Here is a 21,191-nt window from a genome sequence, read left to right as displayed (position 1 = left end):
CGCCTCCAACTTGAATTCCTGCGTGTACTGCGCACGCACCTGCTTGGCTTTCATTCCTTGACTCCTTGTCGGTATTTTCAACAAGGACTAAGAACTCCATTTTTCAGGGGCAAGGTCAATTCTGGATATTCGCTCTTGCGTGGCGGGCATATTATTTTCCTTTTTGAGTTTATGAGCCGGTTTAGCAGGCCCTACCGGTGAACGGCTGAGCGCTCCAGCATTCTTGCGAAAGTTGCATTCGTAGCACTCTGCCTGAATATTGGAAATGTCGTCCGATCCACCGTGATAAATCGGTGTTTTGTGCCCTTTGGTCCAAGGGTGTTTGTAACGTGGATCAGGTCGAGGAGGAATCACAGCCCATGATCTGCCACACACTGCGCAGGTCGGACTGCTTGCAAGAAGAGACTTCCATTCCGCGTTTTTATGAGAGCCCCCATTCTTCTTGATTCTCTCGGCCCGAACTTTCGCGCGCTGGTTGCGGCAGTCCATGCAGCGATTCCAACTGTTGAATCGATTCCCGCCGCACTTTGTGCAAATCATGGTCTGCAACCTAACGTCGGAGTTGACCGGCACGCAGTGGCATTGCGCCGCAAGACGTATGCTCCCGCGCACGGCTTGCGGCGCAATGCCGCTGTGTGTCCGTGTCGAACGACCTGTTAGGTCGCATAGCTAGCCTACGGAATGGTCTTTTGCTCAAAACGCCATCCGTTCGATCCGGCGGAGAAGCCGCGGCCAGCAGCGTCAGGTGTAAACGAGAAGACGATACGACCTGGCGTGGCAGGGTGGTCCATTGGCAGCACGCGGTAGCCAGTGATCGTCCCACCGAAATATGATTCCTCGGCCTGCTTTTCGTGAAAGTAGATGCGTTTTCCAATCAGGAGCGCAGCCTTCGCTTCGGCCACATCCCAGTCACCGCTCTCCCATTCGCTTCCGTTTGGGTCGATTCGGCGCTGCTTTCGCATTCTCTCAATGAAGCAAATCGCTGATGGCACGTGCTCTTCTCCTTTGGGATCATTGTCAGGCGGCTGTGTCTCGTGTGCGGCCGCATGCAGCGCCCGCCCTTCCCGCATTAACGCGGGACTTAGGCGGTTCACAGTGTCGAATGCGGAGCGGTACTCCTCAACTGTCCATTCCCACGCTTCAAGAATTCGAAACTCGCGGTCATAAAGGATCCAGATCAACCGGTCCCATTCGTAGTTCCTTGCCTTGGGCACCCACGTTACAAACGAGCCAGGCTTGCCGCTCGGGCGACACGCCTTGACCTGATATCGAACGCCGCGAAGGCAGAAGTCGGTGCCTCGCCTAACTGCGGTACGGCCAATACAGTCGAGGGAAAATGACTCAGGCGTGTGCCCGACGAGAAGTGCCGCGTCGTGTTCGGAGATAGCGCTCGTCGCCGATGGCGCCACCCCGTACCGACGTTCCCACTCTAGGACCATAGAAACCAATGCGGCACGAAGGTCGCCGGCTGATAAGGACTTCGCGCCCATTGCTGCTCCTCCTTGCGACCTAACGATTGAACTAAGCGGCCTGCGCCAGCAGGTCCGCTTGAGTGATTTGTTAGGACGATAGCATGGGTGACGCCCGTTGCCCACCACTGACAAAACGCAACCAAAACCATCGCTCCTAGAACCACAAAGAACTACGGCTTGCGTCACGCTGACGTAACCACCGCAACGTTTGCCAACAGCCCAACCACCCCAAGCGTGACGCAAACGGATAAGCAGTTACGCAGAAGCGGACCAAGGCAAAAAATGGACCGCCGGCTTCGACTGAGATCAGCAAAACCACCGGCCAAAACTAGCCCAAAATAACGGACAGTAAAAACACAAAAGGAGCGTTGATTAACGCCCCCTAACGTTTGAATTCAGCGGACGGCAAAAAGCGCAGCTTTTTGACGGTCCGCTGGAATGATTTGTTAGGCATATGTTCGCACCAAAAAATAGCCTGCAAGCGGAACGAATGCGAAAAACACAACTATGCCAAGACAACCCGACCCGGAACCCGCATTGCCACGAGAGGAAAACTGTGCACGCTCTTGGTGTGGCCGGGACTGAAGCCACTTAGCATGACAGGTCTGGCAGAAGAACCTGGTCTTGCTGTTGCGCCACGCCTCAATGGTACGCTCGGTGTGGCACGAAACTGCACCGCAACGTGAGCACTTGAAGTGCTTTTCCTTTGGCTGGCGCTTCGGCAGTAGCTTGCTTACAAAGGACAGGGCAATGACGCCTGCGATAGCAATTCCGAAGATTACTTCCAGTGACATTTGGCTCCCCGCGAAGCGGCTTCGGCTTGAATGAATTGTTAGGCCGCAGCACTGACGACTGAGGCCACGCCACAAAATGAACCAAGCCAATAAAGCAGCCAGAAGATGGCTGCGTCAAGCTCCTCAAAGACCGTAACGCCCTTGTAAGAACGCTCGGTCCAACCCAGGCGACCAAGAGTCCCCCAAGAGAAGCTACCGACTGACGCGATGGCAAACATGTGTGGCCTAGTTAGGCCTTGAGAGCCAACAGCGGGCAAAACAAACATTGTGAGCGCTAGTGCAATGGCTGATATTACGAATGCGAGCGAAACAAGAGTTTTCTTGCGAAGATTACTTAGGTGTGTCGCGGTATTTGCGCGACACTCCATTTCTGTCGTGGCGAGCTGGTCGCCTGGAAGAGCGGCCAAGCCAGTCTGTGTGCGTAGCAGCCAATCAAAATCAGCTTTGGCAGCGCCCCTAAAGAAGCTGGAGACACCGATGAGCGAGAGGGCGGCGTGTGCATATGCTGAGAATCGATGGTTCATCCGTACATTCGCTCCTGCGGCCTAACGACGTGAATCAGGCGCGCGCGGCAACGCGCGTCGCCTGCATTTTTCTGTTAGACCTTTGCCAAGAACCACGGACCTTCGCGTCCCTCCGGGTTTTGACTTTCAAAAAGTCAGCATAACGCACGGCATTGACCATGGCTACCCGGAATGCATGATCTAGGGCGCCGGTGCAGCAGAAGAGGGCTTACTCTCGGCAAACGTGGCTGGGTGGATGAACGGATTCACTACCACGGCTACTTCTTGATGGATAACGACCGGGTCAGAGATAAGGCCGAACTTTTCATCCTCGGGGTAGGTTACGGCGATGTGCGGAGCTTCACCGGCGAAGGCCCGGATGGCAGACCAGGATTGCCAGTACGTGCAGAGAAAGAAATGGGTGTACTGGCCCTGATTTGCACGATGAACGTAGGCGCCGACATTGCCAGAGATTGAGCGAGACTCATGAACACCGGTCTCTTCGAGGTATTGCCCGAATTGGTCACCAAATTGGATGGGTACTATCCCGTGCCAAGTCCGTGAGATAAACATTGTTTTCCTCTGATTGATCCACTCGGATGCTTTCAACCGTCTAACGCCCGAGTTAAGGGGCCTGCTTCAGCAGGTCCCAGCGCCCGAAGGGCGCGACTTCAACGATGAGTTAGAACAGATTTCCAACTACTCGTTGTTGTTTTGCAAACACAACGACTTCCAGTTTGGAAGATGTTGCTGAGCAATATCACTGGTAGAAGATTTTACGCGTGTGCTTGCCGCATCAAATACCTTACCCCTGAACTCTGGATGAACTTCTAGCGGGTAAAGCTCATGCCACGTATATTGGTCTAATAATTCCAATGCTTCCAACCAAGAATTTACGACTCCAGAGTCATGCACCGCGTCAGACTCATTGATAAAGCTTGGAGTCTGGTCAACAACATTTAAACCGAAGAACCAATCTTTATTATTACGGATTCCGTAGAGAGTGATGGAACCTCCCTCTGCTCCAGCTTTAAGAACTACTTCGCCCTGCTCCATGGAAAAGCTATCAGAACCCTCTAGTTCTAGCCGCTTTCTACGCTCATCCAATATTTCACCTTCATAGAGCCAATATGCAGTTCCTTGGACGGTATTCTTGTAGCCAAGAAGCTTTGTGGCGGATGCTGAAAGACTGGTTTCTTTCCCGTCAAGTTCAATTGACTTATCGTTTATTACTTTTGCTCTTATTTCGTGGTTATTTATATAAACTAGCTCAGCACCAATAGGTATATTGGCAAGAGAAAATTTAAATTGCCCACGTCGTTCAGATCGTACCTTTTCTAGGGCTTGTCGATCCTCTGGAACCATCTCAATATCATCTATCGGAGTGATATCTTCCAATTCGGCCAGCTTGAGCGCAGCGACAATGCGCGCAGGTGCGATTTGAAAGAACTCTCTTTTCTTGTTTGGCCTGTTGTTATCAAAGGCATCATGTATTTGACGTTCAACAAACGTGGAATTATTGACAGTGCATGCGTAAAAACAAGTAAAAGGCAAGGGTAAACTTGTAGAACTGCTAAGTTCTTTCATGCGTTGTTCAAGCGATGTTGTGGTTTTGCCAACCTTGACGTAGCCGGGCATTGCCTCATTGATTAAAACGTAAACTATTTCACTCATGATTTTTCTCTTAAAATACACATGCTGTCACTACAGACTATCTAACTAGAAATAGACGACACACATGGTAACCTGACCAGTCCGCCAAGACAACTAAAGAACCGGCTGCCCCACGTAAACCCCATCATCCAAAAAATTAGCCAAACCTAAAATTTCGCGGATGACCGAGCACGCTGCGCTACCTCCACAACCCGCCAGCGACCCCGCCGCGCCCCGACCGCCCAAACTGCTGGAACGTATGCGCATTCACCTGCGCACGCGGCATTACAGTATTCGCACCGAAGAGGTGTATATCGACTGGGCGCGGCGTTTTATCGTGTTCCACGGCAAGCGCCACCCGCAAGAGATGGGTGCGGCCGAGGTGGAGGCGTTTTTGAGCCATTTGGCGGTTGATCGGCAGGTTTCTGCCTCCACCCAAAACCAGGCCAAGGCGGCGCTACTGTATTTGTACAAGCAGGTGCTGGAGACGGATTTGCCCTGGCTCGATGAGGTGGTGCAGGCCAAAACGCCCAAGCGCCTGCCGGTGGTGCTGACCCCCACCGAGGTGCGCGAGCTGCTGCTGCATATGGATGGCGCCACCGGCCTGATTGCGCAGTTGCTTTACGGCACCGGCATGCGCCTGCTGGAGGCGCTGCGCCTGCGCGTGAAGGACGTGGAGTTTGCCCGCCGCGAAATCGTGGTGCGCGAGGGCAAGGGCAACAAAGATCGAGTGACGGTGCTGCCGGAGAACTTGATTGCGCCTTTGCAGGCGCAATTGCAAAAGGCCCGCGCGCTGCACGAAAAGGATCTGGCCGCTGGTTTTGGCCGTGTGTATCTGCCGCATGCGCTGGCCGTCAAATACCCCCAGGCCGACCAAAGCTGGGCCTGGCAGTGGGTGTTTCCGTCGCCGGTGCGCTCCTCCACCGATCCGCGCCCCGATGCCCGCACGGGCGAGCTGCTGGAGCGGCGCCACCATGTGTACCCCGAATCGGTGCAGCGCGCCGTGCGCGAGGCGGCGCGGCGTACGCAGATCGCCAAGCCGGTGTCGCCCCATGTGCTGCGGCATTCGTTTGCCACACATTTGCTGCAGGCGGGGTACGACATTCGCACCGTGCAGGAGCTGCTGGGCCATGCCGATGTGAGCACCACCATGATTTACACGCATGTGCTGAACAAGGGCGGGCGCGGCATTCTGAGCCCGCTGGACGCCCTGTAAAGCACAAAGGCCCGTCATCGGGCCTTTGTTTGGATGGGCGCAGCGCCATCACAGCGCTGCGTCAACACGCTTTACGCGTAGTCGCTCACCGGGATGCAGCTGCAGCTCAGGTTGCGGTCGCCCCAGACGTTGTCCACGCGGCCCACGGGTGCCCAGTACTTGTTGCCGCGCAGGGCGGGCACCGGGTAGGCGGCGGCTTCGCGGGTGTAGGGGCGGGTCCATTCGCTGCCCAGCAGGCTTTCGGCGGTGTGCGGGGCGTTTTTCAGCGGGTTGTTGTCCTGTGGCCAGGCGCCGGATTCGATCTGGCGGATTTCATCGCGGATGGCGATCATCGCGTCGATGAAGCGGTCGATCTCGAACAGCGTTTCGCTTTCGGTCGGCTCCACCATCAGCGTGTTGGGCACGGGGAAGGAGAGCGTGGGCGCGTGAAAGCCATAGTCGATCAGGCGCTTGGCCACGTCTTCGGCCATCACGCCGCTGGTGTCCTTCAGGCCACGCAGGTCCAGGATGCACTCGTGCGCCACATGGCCGTTGGCCGATGCGTACAGCGTGGGGTAATGGTCCTTGAGGCGCGCGCTGATGTAGTTGGCCGAGAGGATGGCGGCTTCCGTTGCAGCCTGCAGGCCTTCAGCGCCCATCATGCGGCAGTACATCCAGCTGATGGGCAGCACGGCGGCATTGCCCAGGGGCGCAGCCGACACCGCACCCACGCCACCGGCCACGCCGGCCGTGGCATGGCCCGGCAGGTAGGGCACGAGGTCTTCCACCACACAGACGGGGCCCACGCCGGGGCCGCCACCGCCGTGGGGAATGCAGAAGGTCTTGTGCAGGTTCAGGTGGCTCACGTCGCCGCCGAACTCGCCGGGCGCGGCCACGCCCACCATGGCATTCATGTTGGCGCCGTCCACGTAGACGCGGCCACCGTGGCGGTGCACCAGGGCGCACAGCTCCTTGACCTGCGTCTCGAACACGCCATGCGTGCTGGGGTAGGTGATCATCACGCAGGCCAGGTGCGCGCTGTACTGCTTGCACTTGGCTTCGAGGTCGGCCATGTCCACATTGCCGTTGGCATCGCAGGCCGTCACCACCACCTGCATGCCAGCCATCTGGGCGCTGGCCGGGTTGGTGCCGTGCGCGCTGGCCGGGATCAGGCAGATGTGGCGGTGGCTGCCGCCTTGGGCTTCATGGTAGGCCTTGATGGCCAGCAGCCCGGCGTATTCGCCCTGGCTGCCCGCGTTGGGCTGCAGGCTGATGCCGGCGTAGCCCGTGGCCTGGCAGAGCCAGGCGCGCAGCTGCTCGTCCAGTTCCTTGTAGCCTTGCAATTGGTCTGCCGGGGCAAACGGGTGCACGTTGGCGAACTCGGGCCAGGTGATGGGGATCATCTCGCTGGTGGCGTTGAGCTTCATGGTGCAGGAGCCCAGCGGGATCATGCTGCGGTCCAGCGCCAGGTCCTTGTCGGACAGCTGGCGGATGTAGCGCAGCATGCCGGTCTCGCTGTGGTGGGTGTTGAACACCGGGTGCGTGAGGTAGCTGCTGGTGCGGCGCAGTTCGGCGGGGATCAGCGGCTCCACGCCTTTCTCGAACGCGTCAACCGTGGGCAGCGCCTGGCCGTCCTTGGCAAAGATCTTCCACAGCAGCTCGATGTCGGCGCGCGTGGTGGTCTCGTCGAGCGAGATGCACAGGTAGTTTTCGAAGTGAATCCGCAGGTTGGCACCCATGGATACTGCGCGAGCAGCTATGGATTGGGTAGCGCCATCGGTTTTCAGCGAGAGGGTGTCGAACGCGGCCTGCGGGCGCACGGGCGCTCCCAGCTGTTCCAGCCCTTTCGCCAGGATGGCTGTGTAGCTGGCCACGCGCCGGGCAATGCGCTGCAGGCCCTCGGGGCCGTGGTACACCGCGTACATGCTGGAGATCACGGCCGGCAGTACCTGGGCCGTGCAGATGTTGGAGGTGGCTTTTTCGCGGCGGATGTGCTGCTCGCGCGTCTGCAGGGCCAGGCGGTAGGCGGGCTTGCCGTGCACGTCCACGCTCACGCCGACCAGGCGGCCGGGCAGGGAGCGCTTGAACTCGTCGCGGCAGGCCATGTAGGCGGCATGCGGGCCACCGGCGCCCATGGGCATGCCAAAGCGTTGCGTGGTGCCCACCACGATGTCGGCGCCCCATTCTCCGGGCGGCGTGATCAGCGTGAGGGCCAGCAGGTCGGCGGCTGCGATGAAGGCGGCCTGTTTGGCATGCGCCTTCTCCACGTCGGCGCGCAGGTCGTCGATGCGGCCGCTGGTGGCGGGGTATTGGGCCAGCACGGCGAAATAGTCGCCGTCCAGCAGGGTGTTCCACTGCTCGGCGGAGTTGGCGAGCACGACCTCGATGCCCAGCGGCCGGGCGCGGGTCTGGATCACCTCGATGGTCTGCGGGTGCGCGTCACCGGCCACCACAAACACGTTGCTCTTGCTCTTGACCGAACGTTTGGCCAGCGTCATGGCTTCGGCAGCGGCCGTGGCCTCGTCGAGCATCGATGCGTTGGCGATCGGCATGGCCGTGAGGTCGCACACCATGGTCTGGAAATTGACCAGGGCTTCCATGCGGCCTTGCGAAATCTCCGCCTGGTAAGGCGTGTAGGCCGTGTACCAGGCGGGGTTTTCCAGGATGTTGCGCAGGATGACACCGGGAATGTGTGTGTCGTAGTAGCCCTGGCCGATGAAGCTCTTCAAGACCTTGTTTTTGGATGCAATCGCCTTGAGTTCGGCCAATGCAGCGCTTTCCGTGACCGGCAGCGGCAGGTCCATGGCGCGGCTGCGGGCGATGGAGCGCGGCACGATGGAGTCGATGAGGGCGCGGCGCGAGGCCTCGCCGATCACCGACAGCATGTGCGCTTCGTCGGCCGCGTCGATACCGATGTGGCGGGGCAGGAATTCGGTGGCGTTTTCAAGCGCGCCGAGCGGCAGGGCGGATTGCATCAACATGGGGCAGTCTCGAAGAAGGAAACAGGGTCAGGCGTTCTTGGCGAACTCGGTGTAGTCGGTTTCGCTGAGCAACGCGTCGAGCTGGCTGGCATCGCTGAGCTTGACCTTGAAGAACCAGCCGGTATTGAGCGGGTCTGAATTGGCCAGCGAAGGGTCGGCACGCAGGGCTTCGTTCACTTCGACGATCTCGCCCGAGACAGGCATGTACACATCGGCCGCGGCCTTGACCGACTCGACCACGCCCGCCACGTCGCCCTGGGCAAACGTGGTTCCCACGGCGGGCAGGTCGACGAACACCACATCGCCCAGGGCATCCTGGGCATGCACGGTGATACCTACCACGGCCGCATTCGCGTCGGCGGCGTTGATCCATTCGTGGTCTTTGGAGAATTTGACGGTCATGGGAAAGCTCCTCAAGCAGCTAGAAGATAAAAAAGAAAGGAATCTGCAATGTAGCGGGCGCAGGCGCGGTTGGGGTGCCGCGCCGCGCAAAATTAGCCGCGGTAGTAATTGGCGGGCACAAACGGCATGGCGCGCACTTCCATGGGCACGGCCTTGCCGCGCACCATGGCGTTCACCCGCGTGCCGATGGCGGCAAAGGCGGGGGCCACATAGCCCATGGCCACGGGTTCGTTCACCGTGGGGCCCAGCAGGCCGCTGGTCACTTCGCCAATCTTCTGGCCGTCGGCACTCTGCAATTCGGTGTGCTCGCGCACGGGCACGCGCTCCAGCGCGACCAGGCCCACGCGTTTGCGCGCGAGGCTGGCGGGGTTGTCGATCTGCGCAAGCACCTTGTCGGCACCAGGAAAGCCGCCCGCGCGCGCGCCGCCGGTGCGGCGCACCTTCTGGATGGCCCAGTTCAGGCTGGCTTCGGGCGGCGTGGTGGTGGTGTCGAGGTCGTTGCCGTACAGGCACAGGCCCGCTTCCAGGCGCAGCGAGTTGCGCGCGCCCAGGCCAATGGGTTTGACTTCGGGCTGGGCCAGCAGGGCGCGTGCCAGGGTCTCGGCCTGTGCGGCGGGCACCGAGATCTCGAAGCCGTCTTCGCCCGTGTAGCCGCTGCGTGTCACGAAGCAGTCGCAGCCTGCGATGGAAAAATCGCCACCCGTCATGAACACCAGCTTTTCAATGCCCGGGGCCAGGCGCGACAGGGCGGTGACGGCCTGGGGACCCTGCAGCGCCAGCAGCGCGTGGTCGGGCATGGGCACCACGTCGCAGCGCTGGCCGATGCGGGCCTGGATGTGGGCCATGTCGCCCACCTTGCAGGCGCCGTTGACGATGACAAAGAGTGCGTTGTCGGCCACACGGAAGAACATCAGGTCGTCGATGATGCCGCCCTCGTCATTGAGCAACAGGCCGTAGCGCTGCTTGCCCACGGGCAGGTCGATCACATCGACGGGCACCAGGCTCTCGAACGCGGCGGCGGCATCGGGGCCGACCAGCTTGAGCTGGCCCATGTGCGATACATCGAACAGCCCTGCGGCCTGGCGCGTGTGCAGGTGCTCGGCCATGAGGCCTGCGGGGTACTGCACGGGCATGGAATAACCGGCAAACGGCACCATGCGGGCGCCCAGTTCAATGTGCAGGGCGTTCAGGGGCGTGATGAGCAGGGCGGTGGCAGGTGCGGACATAAGAGCTCCAGGGCAAATGGGGGCCGCGGCACGAATGCCACGCGATTTGCCCTGCTGTCCGCTTTACCTGAGAGATTCACCGCGGCACCCTGGCTGGCCGCGCGGCTTGCTCCTTCGGTGGATGGCCTGCACCTGCAGTGCGGACATCTCTCTCCAGCAAGGGAACGCCCGCATCGCTGCGGGCGCTTGTCAGTCCTTTTGCCTGAGCGTTCGGCTGATGCCTGCGCCTTCGGCGGCCCTTTTGCATGGTGCATGCGGGGCTCTCTCCTGACAATCGAGCGATTCTACCGTTACTTGGCGTACACCAGGTCACGCAGGAACAGCGAAAGCGAGGGCACATAAGTGATGACCATCAGGCATACCAGGATCACCCCCACGAAAGGCAGCAGGTGCTGGATGATGCGGTCCAGCGAGATGCGCGCCACCGTACATGCGGCAAACAGGTTCACGCCAAAGGGCGGTGTGATCATGCCCATGGCCAGGTTCACCACCATGATGAGGCCGAAGTGCACCGGGTCCACGCCGAAGTGCAGGGCCACGGGCGCCAGGATGGGCGCCAGCACGATGATGGCCGCGCTGGTCTCGATGAACATGCCAATGAAGAACAGCGCCGCATTCACGCCCAGCAAGAACAGGGCAGGGGATTGCAGCACCGCCTCCAGCCAGCGGCCGATGGCATCGGGCACGCCCGCGCGGGTGATGAGGAAGGCAAACAGCCCGGCGTTGGCAATGATGAACATGATCACCGCTGACGAGAGGGCCGACTTGCGCAGGATGGCGAACAGGTCCGCCAGGCGAATCTCGCGGTAGATCACCACACCCACCACCAGCGCATAGAACACGGCCACGGCCGAGGCCTCTGTGGGCGTGAATACGCCGCCGTAGATGCCGCCCAGGATGATCACGGGCATCAGCAGCGCCCAGCCGGCCTGCAGCGTGGCACGGCCCATGGGCATGCGGCCATCGCCATCGTTCTTGCCCCAGCCCTTGTATTTGCAGTAGGCCCACACGAACAGCATCAGCGCGCCACTGATCAGCAGTCCCGGGCCAAAGCCGGCGATGAACAGCTCGCCAATCGACACCTCGGCACTCACGCCGTACAGGATGAGCGGAATGGAAGGCGGGATGATCACGCCCAGTTCGGCGCTGGTGGCCTGCAAGGCCGCTGCGTAGCTGGTGGGGTAGCCATGCTTGATGAGCGCCGGGACCAGGATGGCGCCGATGGCGAACGTGGTGGCCACCGACGAACCCGACACCGCCGCGAATATCATGCAGGTGAGCACGCAGGTCATGGGCAGGCCGCCCTGCACGCCGCCGACGATGCTCTTGGCAAACTCGACCAGGCGGCGCGAGATGCCGCCGGTTTCCATGAGGTTGCCCGCGAGGATGAAGAAGGGAATGGCGGCCAGCGGAAACTTGTTGATCGAGGCGAACATTTCCTTCACCGAGATCAGCATGTTGGCGTTCGCAACCTGTATGCCCAGGATGGACGCGAGGCCGATGGAAACGGCCACGGAAACGGTGAGTGCAAAGCACAGCACCATGGTGGAAATCATGGTGGCGGTCATTGCGCTGTCTCCAGTTCCATGCGCAGGGGGTCGATGAGGTTGCCGATGATGCCGACGACGCAAAAGAGGCCGCCCACCGGCATGGCCAGATAGGCCCAGAACATCGACACCGACTCCAGTCCGGCCATGCTCTGCACGCCGCCGCGCTGCGCGTAATCCCAGCCCCACCAGATGATGACGCCGATCAGGGCCAGTGCCGCCAGCGCCACCACCCAGTCGAGCACGCGGCGAATGCGTGGCGGGCTCCAGCGGTAGAGCACGTCCACGCTCACCATCGCCCCCTGGCGGAAGGCGGCGGGGATGGCCAGAAACACCATCCAGATCAGGCTGAAACGGATCAACACCTCGGTCCATTCTGCGGGCTGCTCGAACACGAAGCGCATCAGAATCTGGAACATGCCCAGCGCAGAGGCCACGGCCAGCATGGCGCAGGCGGCCAGCATGGCGCTGAACGTGGCCCAGCGCTCAAAGGTCAGAAAAGCATTTTTCATGAATGAAAACGCCCGCTGGCGCAATACCGGCGGGCGCTGATAGCTAGTGAAAATAGATCGACAAGAAGATTATTTGTAATCGCGGATCTTGTCGAGCGCGGCCTTGCCGAACTGCTTTTCAAACTCGGCGTTGACAGGGGCCAGCGTCGCCACGAACTTGGCTTTGTCGATGGTGTCGATCACTGTCATGCCCTTGGCGCGCAGGTCGGCCACGCCCTTGGCATCGTCTTCGTCCACGCGCGCCCGGTTGGCCTTGGTGCCTTCCTTGGCGGCATCCAGAAAGGCCTGCTTGTCGGCCGCGCTGAGCTTGTCAAAAGCCGCCTTGTTCATCACGAAGATGCAGGGCGAATACACATGGCCGGTGAGCGTGAGGTGCTTTTGCACCTGGTCGAACTTGGCCGAGATGATGACGGGCAACGGGTTTTCCTGGCCGTCCACGGTGCCTTGCTGCAGGGCCGTGAACACCTCGGGGAACGCCATGGGCGTGGTGATGATGCCAAAGCCCTTGTAGGCGGCGATGTGCACGGGGTTCTCCATGGTGCGCATCTTCAGGCCCTTGAGGTCGCCCGGCTCCTTCACGTCGCGCTTGCTGTTGGTCATGTGGCGAAAGCCGTTTTCGGCCCAGGCCAGTGCCTTGAAGCCCTTGGCGTCGAACCTGGTCAGCAGGTCTTGCCCGATGGGGCCGTCGAGCACGGCGCGCGCATGGGCCTTGTCGCGGAACAGGAAGGGCACGTCCAGGATCTTGGTCTCGGGGACAAAGTTGGGCACCGGGCCGGTGGAGCTGAAGGCCAGTTCCTGCGTGCCCAGCTGCACGGCTTCAATCGACTCGCGCTCGCCGCCCAGGGAGCCGTTGTAGAAGGTCTGCACCTTGTAGCGGCCGCCCGTGCGTTTTTCCACTTCTTTGGCGAAGGTGTCGATGGCCACGCCCTGGTGCGAGTTCTGTGCCACCGAAATGCTGATGCGCATGGTGGTCTGTGCGGCGGCGCTGGCCATGAAGCCAAGGGCAAGGCCGAGGCCAACGACGAGTCGGGTCAATTGCATGGTGTCTCCTGAAGGGGAATGTTGGCGTGCTGGTTGCGCTGCAGGTTGCGGCGCAGACATGTGCTGCGCACTGCAAAAATTATGGCGCTGCAACGCGCGGCTGGGCATCGGGGTTTGTGCGGGTCAGCGTGCTGATCAGCGGCGCGCGGGGCTGATGGCAGGGTGTCGGGGTCGCGTGCGCGACAGTGCCACACGGGTGGGCCTGGGGGGAAGATGCTTGCCAAGTGCCCCGTGCGGGCGGTAACCCGCCGGGGCCTTGTCAGTTTGTGCACTCCGGTAAGAGCGCCTTGATGCAGACAAGTATGCCGCCGGGGGGGTGGATGGTTCTTCTGAATTTGCGAAGATTTTCAAAATTTGTAGAAAAATATTCTGAAAAATTCAATTTGAAAGAATAATGCGATGCATGGACCGTCTTGACAGAAAAATTCTCTCCGTATTGCAGGCCAACGCCCGCGCCAGCCTGCAAGAGATCGGCCAGGCCGTGGGCCTGAGCCCTTCGCCATGCTGGGGGCGCATCAAAAAAATGGAGGAGGCCGGTGTGATCGAGGGCTACACCGTGCGCCTCAATCCGCGCGCGCTCGATCTGTCCGACACGGTGCTGGTGATGGTCACGCTCGACAGCCATTCCGACAACACGCTGGAAAAATTTGGCGAAACCCTGGCCAGCATTCCCGAGGTGATCGAGGCACACCTGGTGTCGGGCGACTACGACTACCTGCTGCGCGTGGTGGTGAAAGACACGCGCGACTACGAGCGCCTGCTGCGCGAGAAGCTCTACAAGATCAAGGGCATACGCCACAGCCGCTCCAGCTTTGTGCTGCGCACGCTGAAAAAGGCGGATCTGCCGCTGGGGGTGTAGTTTCGGGGTGTATGAATAAAAGCAGCTGCCATTGCTTGCTGGATAAGCGCTGGCAGCTGCCAAATCAGCAGCTGACCTCGGGCGAATGCGCCTCAAAGGCTGTCGACAATGCCGCCTTCCACGCGCAGTGCAGCGCCCGTGGTGGCCGACGACAGCGGCGAGGCCACGTAGGCCACCATGTTGGCGACTTCTTCCAGCTGCGCAGCACGGCCGATGATGGACGAGGGGCGGTTTTGCTTGACGAAGGCCACGCCGGCTTCCTCCAGCGTCTGGCCAGGTGCGGCAGTGGCCATCAGCATCTGGGCGGCGCCCTCGGACAGCGTGGGGCCGGGCAGAACGCTGTTGACGGTGACTCCGGTGCCCGCGGCCATCTTGGCCAGGCCCCGGGCCAGACCCAGCATGGCGGTCTTGCTGGTGCCGTAATGCACCATGTCGGCCGGGATATTCAGCGCCGATTCCGACGCGATGAACACCACGCGGCCCCAGTTGCGCTCCAGCATCTGCGGCATGTAGGCGCGCGACATGCGCACGCCGGACATGATGTTCACATCCCAGTAGCGCTGCCATTCGTCGTCGCCAATCTCCAGGAACGGCGTGGTGCCGTAGATGCCCAGGTTGTTGACCAGGATGTCGCAGCGCGTCGCCTGGGCCGCCAGTTGCTGGCAGCCCTCGGCCGTGCCCAGATCGGCGGCGACGCCCTGTACGCTGGCGCCGGGGGTATGGCGGCGCACGGCCTCCACGGCCTGGTCCACTGCGTCCTGCTTGCGGCCATTGACGACCACGGCGGCACCTGCCTGCGCCAGCGACTTGGCGATGGCCAGCCCGATTCCGACGGTGGAGCCCGTGACGACAGCGGTTTTGCCGCGCAGATCGATGGAGAGCATGGGAGCCTTTCTGGGGAGGTGTTGCAAGACTGGATTGCCGTGAAGCACGCCGCGTGGATGGAGGACTTAGCCCAGCAGCAGCGCGTCGTCGGCCAGCTTTTCGCCGCGCACCTTTTCGAACATGTGCAGCAGGTCGGGTACGTCCAGGCGCTTGCGTTCTTCGCCCGATACATCCAGCACCACCTGGCCCTGGTGCAGCATCACGGTGCGTTCGCCCACATCGAGGGCTTGCCGCATGCTGTGCGTGACCATCATGGTGGTCAGCTTGCTCTCGGCCACGATGCGCTCGGTCAGGCGCAGCACGAAGTCGGCCGTGCGCGGGTCGAGCGCGGCGGTGTGTTCGTCGAGCAGCAGGATGCGGGACGGCTGCAGCGCCGCCATGAGCAGGCTCACGGCCTGGCGCTGGCCACCCGAGAGCAGGCCGATGCGGTCGGTGAGGCGGTTTTCCAGCCCCAGGCCCAGCGTGGCCAGGCGTTCGCGAAAGCCTTCGCGCATCGATGCCTTGACGGCGCGGCCGAGGCCCCGGAAGGTGCCGCGGCGCTGTGCCAGCGCCATGTTCTCCTCGATGGTGAGGTCTTCGCAGGTGCCGGCCATCGGGTCCTGGAACACGCGGGCCACGCGCTCGGCGCGGGCCCACACGGGCATGCGCGTGACATCCACGCCATCGATGGCGATGCGGCCACTGTCCACCGACTGGTCGCCCGAGATGGCGTTGAGGAAGGTGGATTTGCCGGCGCCATTGGAGCCGATGACGGTGACGAACTGGCCGGCCGGAATGTCCAGCGACATGCCGCGCAGGGCGCGCGTTTCGATCGGCGTGCCGGGGTTGAAGGTGATTTCGAGGTGTTGGGCGCTCAGCATGGGGCTCTTTCAGTGCGCGGGTTCAGGACGGCTTGCGCTTGGCAAATTTGCGCTTGAGCTGTGGAATCACCAGCGCCACGGCCACCAGCACGGCGGTGACCAGGTTCAGATCCTGCGCCTTGAGGCCGATGAAGTCGCTGTTGAGTGCCAGCGCAATGAAGAAGCGGTAGGCAATGGCGCCGATGACCACGGCCAGCGTGGCATAGGCCAGGCGGCGCGAAGGCAGGATGCTCTCGCCCACGATCACGGCGGCCAGGCCGATGACGATGGTGCCGATGCCCATGGAGATGTCCGAGCCGCCCTGCGTCTGCGCAAACAGCGCGCCGGCCAGGCCCACCAGGCCGTTGGAAACCGCCATGCCCAGCAGCAGCATGGCGCCGGTGTTCACGCCCTGGGCGCGGGCCATGCGGGCGTTGGAGCCGGTGGCGCGGATGGCCAGGCCCCGTTCGGTGGCAAAAAACCAGTCGAGCAGCAGCTTGGCAGCCAGCACGATGGCGACGAGGATCAGCGGGCGCGCAATGTAGTCTTCCATGCCTTCGGGCTGCAGCAGCACGAACAGTGTGGGGTCGTTGATGAGGGGCACATTGGGCCCGCCCATGATGCGCAGGTTGATCGAGTACAGCGCGATCATCATCAGGATGCTGGCCAGCAGGTCCATGATCTTGAGCCTGACATTGAGCCAGCCGGTGATCAGGCCTGCCACTGCGCCTGCCGCGGTGGCGGCCAGCGTGGCAAGCCAGGCGTTGGTGCCAGTGGAGATCAGAATGGCGCAGACGGCGCCGCCCAGCGGAAAACTGCCATCCACCGTGAGGTCGGGAAAGCGCAGCAGCCGGAACGAGATGAACACGCCCAGCGCCACCAGGCTGAAGATCAGGCCGATTTCGACGGCGCCGAGCAGGGAAAAGAGGGACATGGGGCAGCGGGGCTAGGGATTGAAAAACAAAGCAGGAGCCACGCGGGGCATGGCTCCTGCCGGAGAGGCCGGGCGGCAGCCCGACCTTGCAGCGCAGGTAGCGCGCTTACTGCACGACCTGCGTGGCTGACTTGACCAGCGCGTCAGACAGCTTCACGCCCTGCTTTTCTGCAGCGCCGGGGTTCACGACCAGTTCCATCTTGGTGCTGATCTCGGGCTTGATGTCGCCGGGCTTTTCACCCTTGAGGATGCGCGCCACCATGCGGCCGGTCTGCTCGCCCAGGTCGCGGTAGTTGATGCCGAAGGCGGCGATGGCGCCACGCTTGACGCTGTCGGTGTCCGACGCCACCAGCGGGATCTTGGCCTCCTGGCCCACCTTCACCAGTGCCTCGTAGGCCGACACCACATTGTTGTCGGTGCTGGTGTAGATCACATCGACCTTGCCGATGAGGCTGCGCGCGGCGCTGCTCACGTCCACCGAGCGGGGCGCTGCGGCCTCGACCAGCGTCATGCCCAGCTTGGGCAGCAGCGCCTGCAGCTGCTTGACCACGACGACCGAGTTGGCTTCGCCGGGGTTGTAGACCACGCCCACGCGCTTGGCGCCGGGCACCACCTGCTTGACCAGGTCCATCTGCTTGTCGAGCGCCAGCAGGTCGGACACGCCGGTCACATTGTTGTGCGACGGCTCCCAGTTCTTCACCAGCTTGGCGGCGACAGGGTCGGTCACCGCGGAGAACACGACGGGCACCGTCTTGGTCGAGGCAATCACGGCCTGGGCCGAGGGCGTGGCAATCGCCACGATGGCATCGGGCTTGTCACCGACGAACTTGCGGGCGATCTGCGCGGCGGTGCCGGTGTTGCCCTGGGCGCTCTGGTATTGCCACTTGAGGTTCTTGCCGGCTTCGAAGCCGGCGTCCTTGAGGGCCGCCTGGACGCCGTCGCGCACGGAGTCGAGGGCGGGGTGTTCGACGATGGCCGTGATCGCGACCGATTTCTGCTGGGCGTGGGCGGGTGCGATCACCGCCATGGCCAAGGCCAGGGCGCCCAGAGGTGCCCAAGATATTTGCTTCATTTCCATCTCCAACCTGTCTTTCGTTTTTTCCTGTGCTTGCAAAGAAGCTCTGGCGCAGGAGGGGCGCAGAGCTTCGCGGGGAGTCTACTGCAGCCTGCGGGGGCGGCTGCAGCGGGTTGCTTGCCGGGGGCTGCGAGGGACCGTTCCATCCGCTGCGTGCCGTGCCTTGGCGGCGGGCAATGTGCACCGCGGCGCAGCCGCCTGCGCCGCGAGCCCTCGGATCAGCGCGGGCCGCCTGAGCGGCGGCCCCGGCTGCGCGAGACGGCCCAGCCCAGGAAGAGCAATACCACCAGAGCGCCTGCAGCCAGGCCCACGCGGGCCAGCAGCAACAGCTTGTGGTCCTGGGCATTGCCGCGCAATTGCGCGACCTGGCGTTCTGTGACCTGCGCGTTGGGGTTGCCGTATTCCTTGAGCAGGTAATTGCCCAGCGTGGCGATTTGCGGGTCGCTCAGTTCGCGCGCAAAGGCCGGCATGATGGTGTCGCGGCCATGCCGGGGCACGCCTTGCAGGATGGCTAGCACCAGGTTGTTGGTGCTATTGCGCCCCAGCGTGCTGTTGTGGAACAGCGCGGGGAGCTTGCCATCGAAGCTGCCTTGCGCCTGCGCCTGGTGGCAGCTGGCGCAGTAGGCGTCATAGAGCTGCGGTCCCGTCATGGTGCCCAGGTCTTTGGGCAGTGCCACGCCGCGAATGCTGGCCAGCTGGTCGCTGGCCTTGCCCCACGAGAAGGCGGGCTGTTGCGCGGCGGTATCGGCCACGGGCGCCGTGGTCTTGAGGTAGGCGGCCATGGCGTGCAAGTCTGCGTCGGTCAGCTGGCTCAGGCTGTGGTCCACCGCCTCGGCCATGGGGCCGGCGGCTGTATCTTTTCCGGCCGCATGACCTACCCGCAGGTAGCGCACCAGTTCTTCCGCGCTCCACTGGCCAATGCCGCTTTGGGGGTCGGATGAGATGTTGGGGGCATGCCAGGGGCCCACTTCGCCGCCGCCGAGGGCGCGCTTCATGTTTTCTGCCATGAAGGTGTTGCGCGGGGTGTGGCAGGTACTGCAATGGGCCAGGCCCTGCACCAGATAGGCGCCCCGGTTCCATTCGGGCGGCTGCTGCGCGCTGCCACGGAAGGGTGTTGGGTCGTGGAACAGGGTATTCCAGGCGGCCATGGAGGCCCGGATGTTGAACGGAAACGGCAATGCCGTGGCCGGTGGTGCGCTGTCAACGGGTTTCACGCCCTGCATGAAATAGGCGTACAGCGCGGCCATGTCTTCGTCGGTGACCTTGGCATAGGCCGTGTAGGGCATGGCGGGGTACAGGTGCGCCCCGTCGGCGCGCCGGCCATGGCGCAGCGCCGCCGTGAATTGTTCCAGCGTGTAGTGGCCGATGCCCATCGTTTGGGAGGGCGTGATGTTGGTGGAGTAGATCGCACCCAATGGTGTGGCAATGGCCAGCCCCCCGGCCATGGCGGCGCCACCGGGCGCCGTATGGCAGGCGATGCAATCGCCCGCGGTGGCCAGGTAGCGGCCGCGCTCGATCAGGTTCGTCGGCGCTGCGGCAGGGGTTTGGGCCAGGGTGTCGAGCGCGATCAGGCTGAGGCACAGGACCGCGCCCAGGCCTGCCCAGCGTCGGAGCAAGGTGCTGTGCATGCTCAACTCCTTTCGCTGGCCGGACGGGCCTGCGGCATGGGTTGACCCGCCTGCTGCGACAGGATGTGCTGTGCACTGCGCAGGGCCACGGCAATGCCGTTGAGCGTGGAGTTGCAGGTGGACGAGGTGGGCAGCACGCCGGTGCTGGCAAGGTACAGGTTGTCGTGGTCGTGCGCCCGGCCCCACGGGTCGCACACCGATACGGCGGGGTCGGTGCCCATGCTCAACGTGCCGCAGATGTGCTGGTTGTTGGCGAAGTCGCCGTCCTTGCTGAAACGCAGGTTGGTGCCGCCCATCAGTTCAGCGATGCGCTTGAAGTCTTGCTGTGAGCGCACATGGCCGGCGCGGGTGTAGTCGTCGATGGAGTAATGGGTTTGCGGTTTGGGCAGGCCCAGGGCGTCTTTCTGGTCGCTCAGCGTGATGCGGTGCCTGGGGTCGGGCAGCACCTCCAGCACGTTCTTGACGTTCATCTCGCGCGCCGCGCTGTGGCGCAGGCGGCGCTCGAACTCTGCGCCGTAGACCCCTTCGGCCAGCAAGGCACGGGTGGCTCCGTCGACACGGGAGATGTTGGTGAAGTCCAGCCGATAGGGTGCGTGCCGTGCGCGGAATTCGCCGTCGCGCATGGTGTTGATGGAACTGGGGCTTTGCGGCCCGCGGCCCAGCCACACGTCTTCATCGGCATCGAAGGTGAGCGAGGTGCTGGGGTGGTCCATCAGGTGGCGGCCCACCATGTCGCGGCTGTTGGCCAGGCCCTGGGGGAACTTGGCGCTCTGGGACAGCAGCAGCAGCCGCGGGCTTTCGATGCCGTTGGCCGCAACGATGAAGGTCTTGCCCGTGACGCGGTGCGCCACTTTGTCGGGGTCGTAGTAGTGCACTGCCGTGATGCGTGCGGCGCCATCGTGCTCCAGCTTGAACACGTTGGCATTGGCCTGGAGTTTGGCGCCTGCTGCCAGGGCTGCATCGACGGCCAGTCCGCCGTGGTATTGGGCGTCGATGGGGCAAATCGGCTGGCAGCTGTTGTTGCCGCAGCAGGGCGGGCGTCCGTCGTAACTGCGGCTGTTGCGCGCCGTGGTGTTGCCCACCACCGGGTAGACGGGCGCCAGCCGTTCGCGCAGGCGCTGCATGGCCCAGGGTTCGGCCACGGGCTGCATGGGAAAGGGCTTGGTGCGCGGCGAGCCGGTGTTGGGTGCGCCCGAGACACCCATGATCTCTTCGGCTTCCTGGTAGTAGGGTTCCAGTTCGTCGTAGCCGAAAGGCCAGTCCACGCCCACGCCGTACAGGCTGTGGATGCGGAAATCGTTGGGCACATTGCGCCAGGCATGGGCGGCCCAGTGCCAGCTGGTTCCGCCCACCTGCCGGATGTACTCGGCCTTGTAGGGGTAGGGGCCGGCATGCACCAGATGGCCGTTGTCTTCGGGTTGGTAGACCGGATGCGGTGCCCAGGGTGCCGGTGGGTAGGGCGACATCCAGTCGCTGCGGCGCGGTGAGTTGCGAAAGCGGGCGACCAATTCGCCACGCGTCACATGGGGCCCCGCCTCAAGGATGAGTACCGAGGCCCCCGCCAGGGCCAGCTTGCGCGCCACCAGCGCACCAATGATGCCCGAGCCAACGACCACGAAATCTGCGGAAAGGGTTTGTGCCATGG

The 21,191-nt window shown here is 62.5% G+C and carries 18 protein-coding genes, 1 pseudogene and 2 riboswitches; of the genes and pseudogenes, 4 read left to right on the top strand and 15 right to left on the bottom strand.

Annotated features, from left to right (window positions below; translation table 11 throughout):
* The coding region (locus tag BLW02_RS20200; protein ID WP_244273669.1) for a hypothetical protein at positions 1 to 201 on the top strand (201 nt) is incomplete at its 5' end.
* A 27-nt stretch (positions 202 to 228) separates the two neighbouring features.
* On the opposite strand, the pseudogene BLW02_RS20425 reads toward BLW02_RS20200, so the two are convergent.
* Positions 229 to 489: pseudogene (locus BLW02_RS20425) on the bottom strand (HNH endonuclease signature motif containing protein); the annotation flags it as partial.
* 185 nt (positions 490 to 674) lie between these two features.
* The gene (locus BLW02_RS20090) at positions 675 to 1,490 is read right to left on the bottom strand and encodes a hypothetical protein (protein ID WP_208859717.1); all 816 of its coding nucleotides are present in this window, start codon (positions 1,488 to 1,490) and stop codon (positions 675 to 677) included.
* Positions 1,491 to 3,021: 1,531 nt separating this feature from the next.
* Here BLW02_RS20090 and BLW02_RS19930 point away from each other — a divergent pair.
* A complete protein-coding gene (locus BLW02_RS19930) occupies positions 3,022 to 3,246 on the top strand; it encodes a hypothetical protein (RefSeq protein ID WP_159433782.1) in 225 nt (74 codons plus the stop codon).
* 222 nt (positions 3,247 to 3,468) lie between these two features.
* On the opposite strand, the gene BLW02_RS10305 is transcribed toward BLW02_RS19930, so the two are convergent.
* Positions 3,469 to 4,443, bottom strand: a complete 975-nt coding sequence (locus BLW02_RS10305; RefSeq protein ID WP_092698243.1) for a GIY-YIG nuclease family protein — start codon at positions 4,441 to 4,443, stop codon at positions 3,469 to 3,471.
* A gap of 160 nt (positions 4,444 to 4,603) precedes the next feature.
* Here BLW02_RS10305 and BLW02_RS10300 point away from each other — a divergent pair, with 160 nt between their 5' ends.
* Positions 4,604 to 5,638 (top strand): integron integrase, encoded by a 1,035-nt coding sequence (locus BLW02_RS10300; RefSeq protein WP_092698241.1) that lies wholly within the window; start codon positions 4,604 to 4,606, stop codon positions 5,636 to 5,638.
* A gap of 71 nt (positions 5,639 to 5,709) precedes the next feature.
* Here the strand turns inward: BLW02_RS10300 and gcvP are convergent, their stop codons facing one another.
* From gcvP to BLW02_RS10270, 6 genes are all read right to left on the bottom strand, one after another.
* Positions 5,710 to 8,598, bottom strand: a complete 2,889-nt coding sequence (gene gcvP / locus BLW02_RS10295; protein WP_092698239.1) for an aminomethyl-transferring glycine dehydrogenase — start codon at positions 8,596 to 8,598, stop codon at positions 5,710 to 5,712.
* 27 nt (positions 8,599 to 8,625) lie between these two features.
* Positions 8,626 to 9,000, bottom strand: a complete 375-nt coding sequence (gcvH, locus tag BLW02_RS10290; RefSeq protein ID WP_092698237.1) for a glycine cleavage system protein GcvH — start codon at positions 8,998 to 9,000, stop codon at positions 8,626 to 8,628.
* Between the two features lie 92 nt (positions 9,001 to 9,092).
* On the bottom strand, positions 9,093 to 10,226 hold the full coding sequence (gcvT, locus tag BLW02_RS10285; protein ID WP_092698235.1) for a glycine cleavage system aminomethyltransferase GcvT: 1,134 nt from the start codon (positions 10,224 to 10,226) through the stop codon (positions 9,093 to 9,095).
* Between the two features lie 44 nt (positions 10,227 to 10,270).
* Positions 10,271 to 10,393, bottom strand: a riboswitch (glycine riboswitch).
* 13 nt (positions 10,394 to 10,406) lie between these two features.
* A riboswitch (glycine riboswitch) is annotated at positions 10,407 to 10,506 on the bottom strand.
* Between the two features lie 10 nt (positions 10,507 to 10,516).
* Positions 10,517 to 11,794, bottom strand: coding sequence for a TRAP transporter large permease (locus tag BLW02_RS10280; RefSeq protein WP_092698233.1), 1,278 nt, complete (start codon positions 11,792 to 11,794; stop codon positions 10,517 to 10,519).
* On the bottom strand, positions 11,791 to 12,285 hold the full coding sequence (locus BLW02_RS10275) for a TRAP transporter small permease (protein ID WP_092698231.1): 495 nt from the start codon (positions 12,283 to 12,285) through the stop codon (positions 11,791 to 11,793). The genes BLW02_RS10280 and BLW02_RS10275 overlap by 4 nt, the downstream gene beginning before the upstream one ends.
* A 69-nt stretch (positions 12,286 to 12,354) precedes the next feature.
* Positions 12,355 to 13,326, bottom strand: a complete 972-nt coding sequence (locus BLW02_RS10270; RefSeq protein WP_092698229.1) for a TRAP transporter substrate-binding protein — start codon at positions 13,324 to 13,326, stop codon at positions 12,355 to 12,357.
* A 403-nt stretch (positions 13,327 to 13,729) separates the two neighbouring features.
* Between BLW02_RS10270 and BLW02_RS10265 the strand changes: the two genes are divergently transcribed.
* Positions 13,730 to 14,185, top strand: coding sequence for an Lrp/AsnC family transcriptional regulator (locus BLW02_RS10265; RefSeq protein WP_092698227.1), 456 nt, complete (start codon positions 13,730 to 13,732; stop codon positions 14,183 to 14,185).
* Positions 14,186 to 14,277: 92 nt separating this feature from the next.
* Here BLW02_RS10265 and BLW02_RS10260 read toward each other — a convergent pair whose 3' ends face one another.
* The 6 genes from BLW02_RS10260 to BLW02_RS10235 form a co-directional block, all read right to left on the bottom strand.
* Positions 14,278 to 15,069, bottom strand: coding sequence for an SDR family NAD(P)-dependent oxidoreductase (locus tag BLW02_RS10260; RefSeq protein ID WP_092698225.1), 792 nt, complete (start codon positions 15,067 to 15,069; stop codon positions 14,278 to 14,280).
* A gap of 66 nt (positions 15,070 to 15,135) precedes the next feature.
* Positions 15,136 to 15,930 (bottom strand): ABC transporter ATP-binding protein, encoded by a 795-nt coding sequence (locus BLW02_RS10255; protein ID WP_092698223.1) that lies wholly within the window; start codon positions 15,928 to 15,930, stop codon positions 15,136 to 15,138.
* Between the two features lie 22 nt (positions 15,931 to 15,952).
* Positions 15,953 to 16,843, bottom strand: coding sequence for an ABC transporter permease (locus BLW02_RS10250; protein WP_092698221.1), 891 nt, complete (start codon positions 16,841 to 16,843; stop codon positions 15,953 to 15,955).
* 106 nt (positions 16,844 to 16,949) lie between these two features.
* Positions 16,950 to 17,915: an ABC transporter substrate-binding protein gene (locus BLW02_RS10245; RefSeq protein ID WP_092698267.1), complete on the bottom strand. Its 966-nt coding sequence runs from the start codon at positions 17,913 to 17,915 to the stop codon at positions 16,950 to 16,952.
* Positions 17,916 to 18,136: 221 nt separating this feature from the next.
* Positions 18,137 to 19,546, bottom strand: a complete 1,410-nt coding sequence (locus tag BLW02_RS10240) for a c-type cytochrome (protein WP_092698219.1) — start codon at positions 19,544 to 19,546, stop codon at positions 18,137 to 18,139.
* A gap of 2 nt (positions 19,547 to 19,548) precedes the next feature.
* Complete coding sequence (locus BLW02_RS10235) at positions 19,549 to 21,189, bottom strand: GMC family oxidoreductase (RefSeq protein WP_092698217.1); 1,641 nt, start codon at positions 21,187 to 21,189, stop codon at positions 19,549 to 19,551.
* Positions 21,190 to 21,191 lie beyond the last annotated feature (2 nt).

The sequence above is a fragment of the Acidovorax soli genome, from assembly GCF_900107605.1.
GTDB lineage: Bacteria > Pseudomonadota > Gammaproteobacteria > Burkholderiales > Burkholderiaceae_C > Acidovorax > Acidovorax soli.
This window is presented reverse-complemented; position numbering and strand designations above follow the sequence as displayed.

Coding starts and splice junctions, on each gene's coding strand:
- BLW02_RS10250 (WP_092698221.1), bottom strand. CDS start 16,843: ATGTCCCTCTTTTCCCTGCTCGGCGCCGTCGAAATCGGCCTGATCTTC.
- gcvT (WP_092698235.1), bottom strand. CDS start 10,226: ATGTCCGCACCTGCCACCGCCCTGCTCATCACGCCCCTGAACGCCCTG.
- BLW02_RS10300 (WP_092698241.1), top strand. CDS start 4,604: ATGACCGAGCACGCTGCGCTACCTCCACAACCCGCCAGCGACCCCGCC.
- BLW02_RS10255 (WP_092698223.1), bottom strand. CDS start 15,930: ATGCTGAGCGCCCAACACCTCGAAATCACCTTCAACCCCGGCACGCCG.
- BLW02_RS10280 (WP_092698233.1), bottom strand. CDS start 11,794: ATGACCGCCACCATGATTTCCACCATGGTGCTGTGCTTTGCACTCACC.
- BLW02_RS10265 (WP_092698227.1), top strand. CDS start 13,730: ATGGACCGTCTTGACAGAAAAATTCTCTCCGTATTGCAGGCCAACGCC.
- BLW02_RS10245 (WP_092698267.1), bottom strand. CDS start 17,915: ATGAAGCAAATATCTTGGGCACCTCTGGGCGCCCTGGCCTTGGCCATG.
- BLW02_RS10235 (WP_092698217.1), bottom strand. CDS start 21,189: ATGGCACAAACCCTTTCCGCAGATTTCGTGGTCGTTGGCTCGGGCATC.
- BLW02_RS10275 (WP_092698231.1), bottom strand. CDS start 12,285: ATGAAAAATGCTTTTCTGACCTTTGAGCGCTGGGCCACGTTCAGCGCC.
- gcvP (WP_092698239.1), bottom strand. CDS start 8,598: ATGTTGATGCAATCCGCCCTGCCGCTCGGCGCGCTTGAAAACGCCACC.
- gcvH (WP_092698237.1), bottom strand. CDS start 9,000: ATGACCGTCAAATTCTCCAAAGACCACGAATGGATCAACGCCGCCGAC.
- BLW02_RS10305 (WP_092698243.1), bottom strand. CDS start 4,443: ATGAGTGAAATAGTTTACGTTTTAATCAATGAGGCAATGCCCGGCTAC.
- BLW02_RS20090 (WP_208859717.1), bottom strand. CDS start 1,490: ATGGGCGCGAAGTCCTTATCAGCCGGCGACCTTCGTGCCGCATTGGTT.
- BLW02_RS10260 (WP_092698225.1), bottom strand. CDS start 15,069: ATGCTCTCCATCGATCTGCGCGGCAAAACCGCTGTCGTCACGGGCTCC.
- BLW02_RS10240 (WP_092698219.1), bottom strand. CDS start 19,546: ATGCACAGCACCTTGCTCCGACGCTGGGCAGGCCTGGGCGCGGTCCTG.
- BLW02_RS10270 (WP_092698229.1), bottom strand. CDS start 13,326: ATGCAATTGACCCGACTCGTCGTTGGCCTCGGCCTTGCCCTTGGCTTC.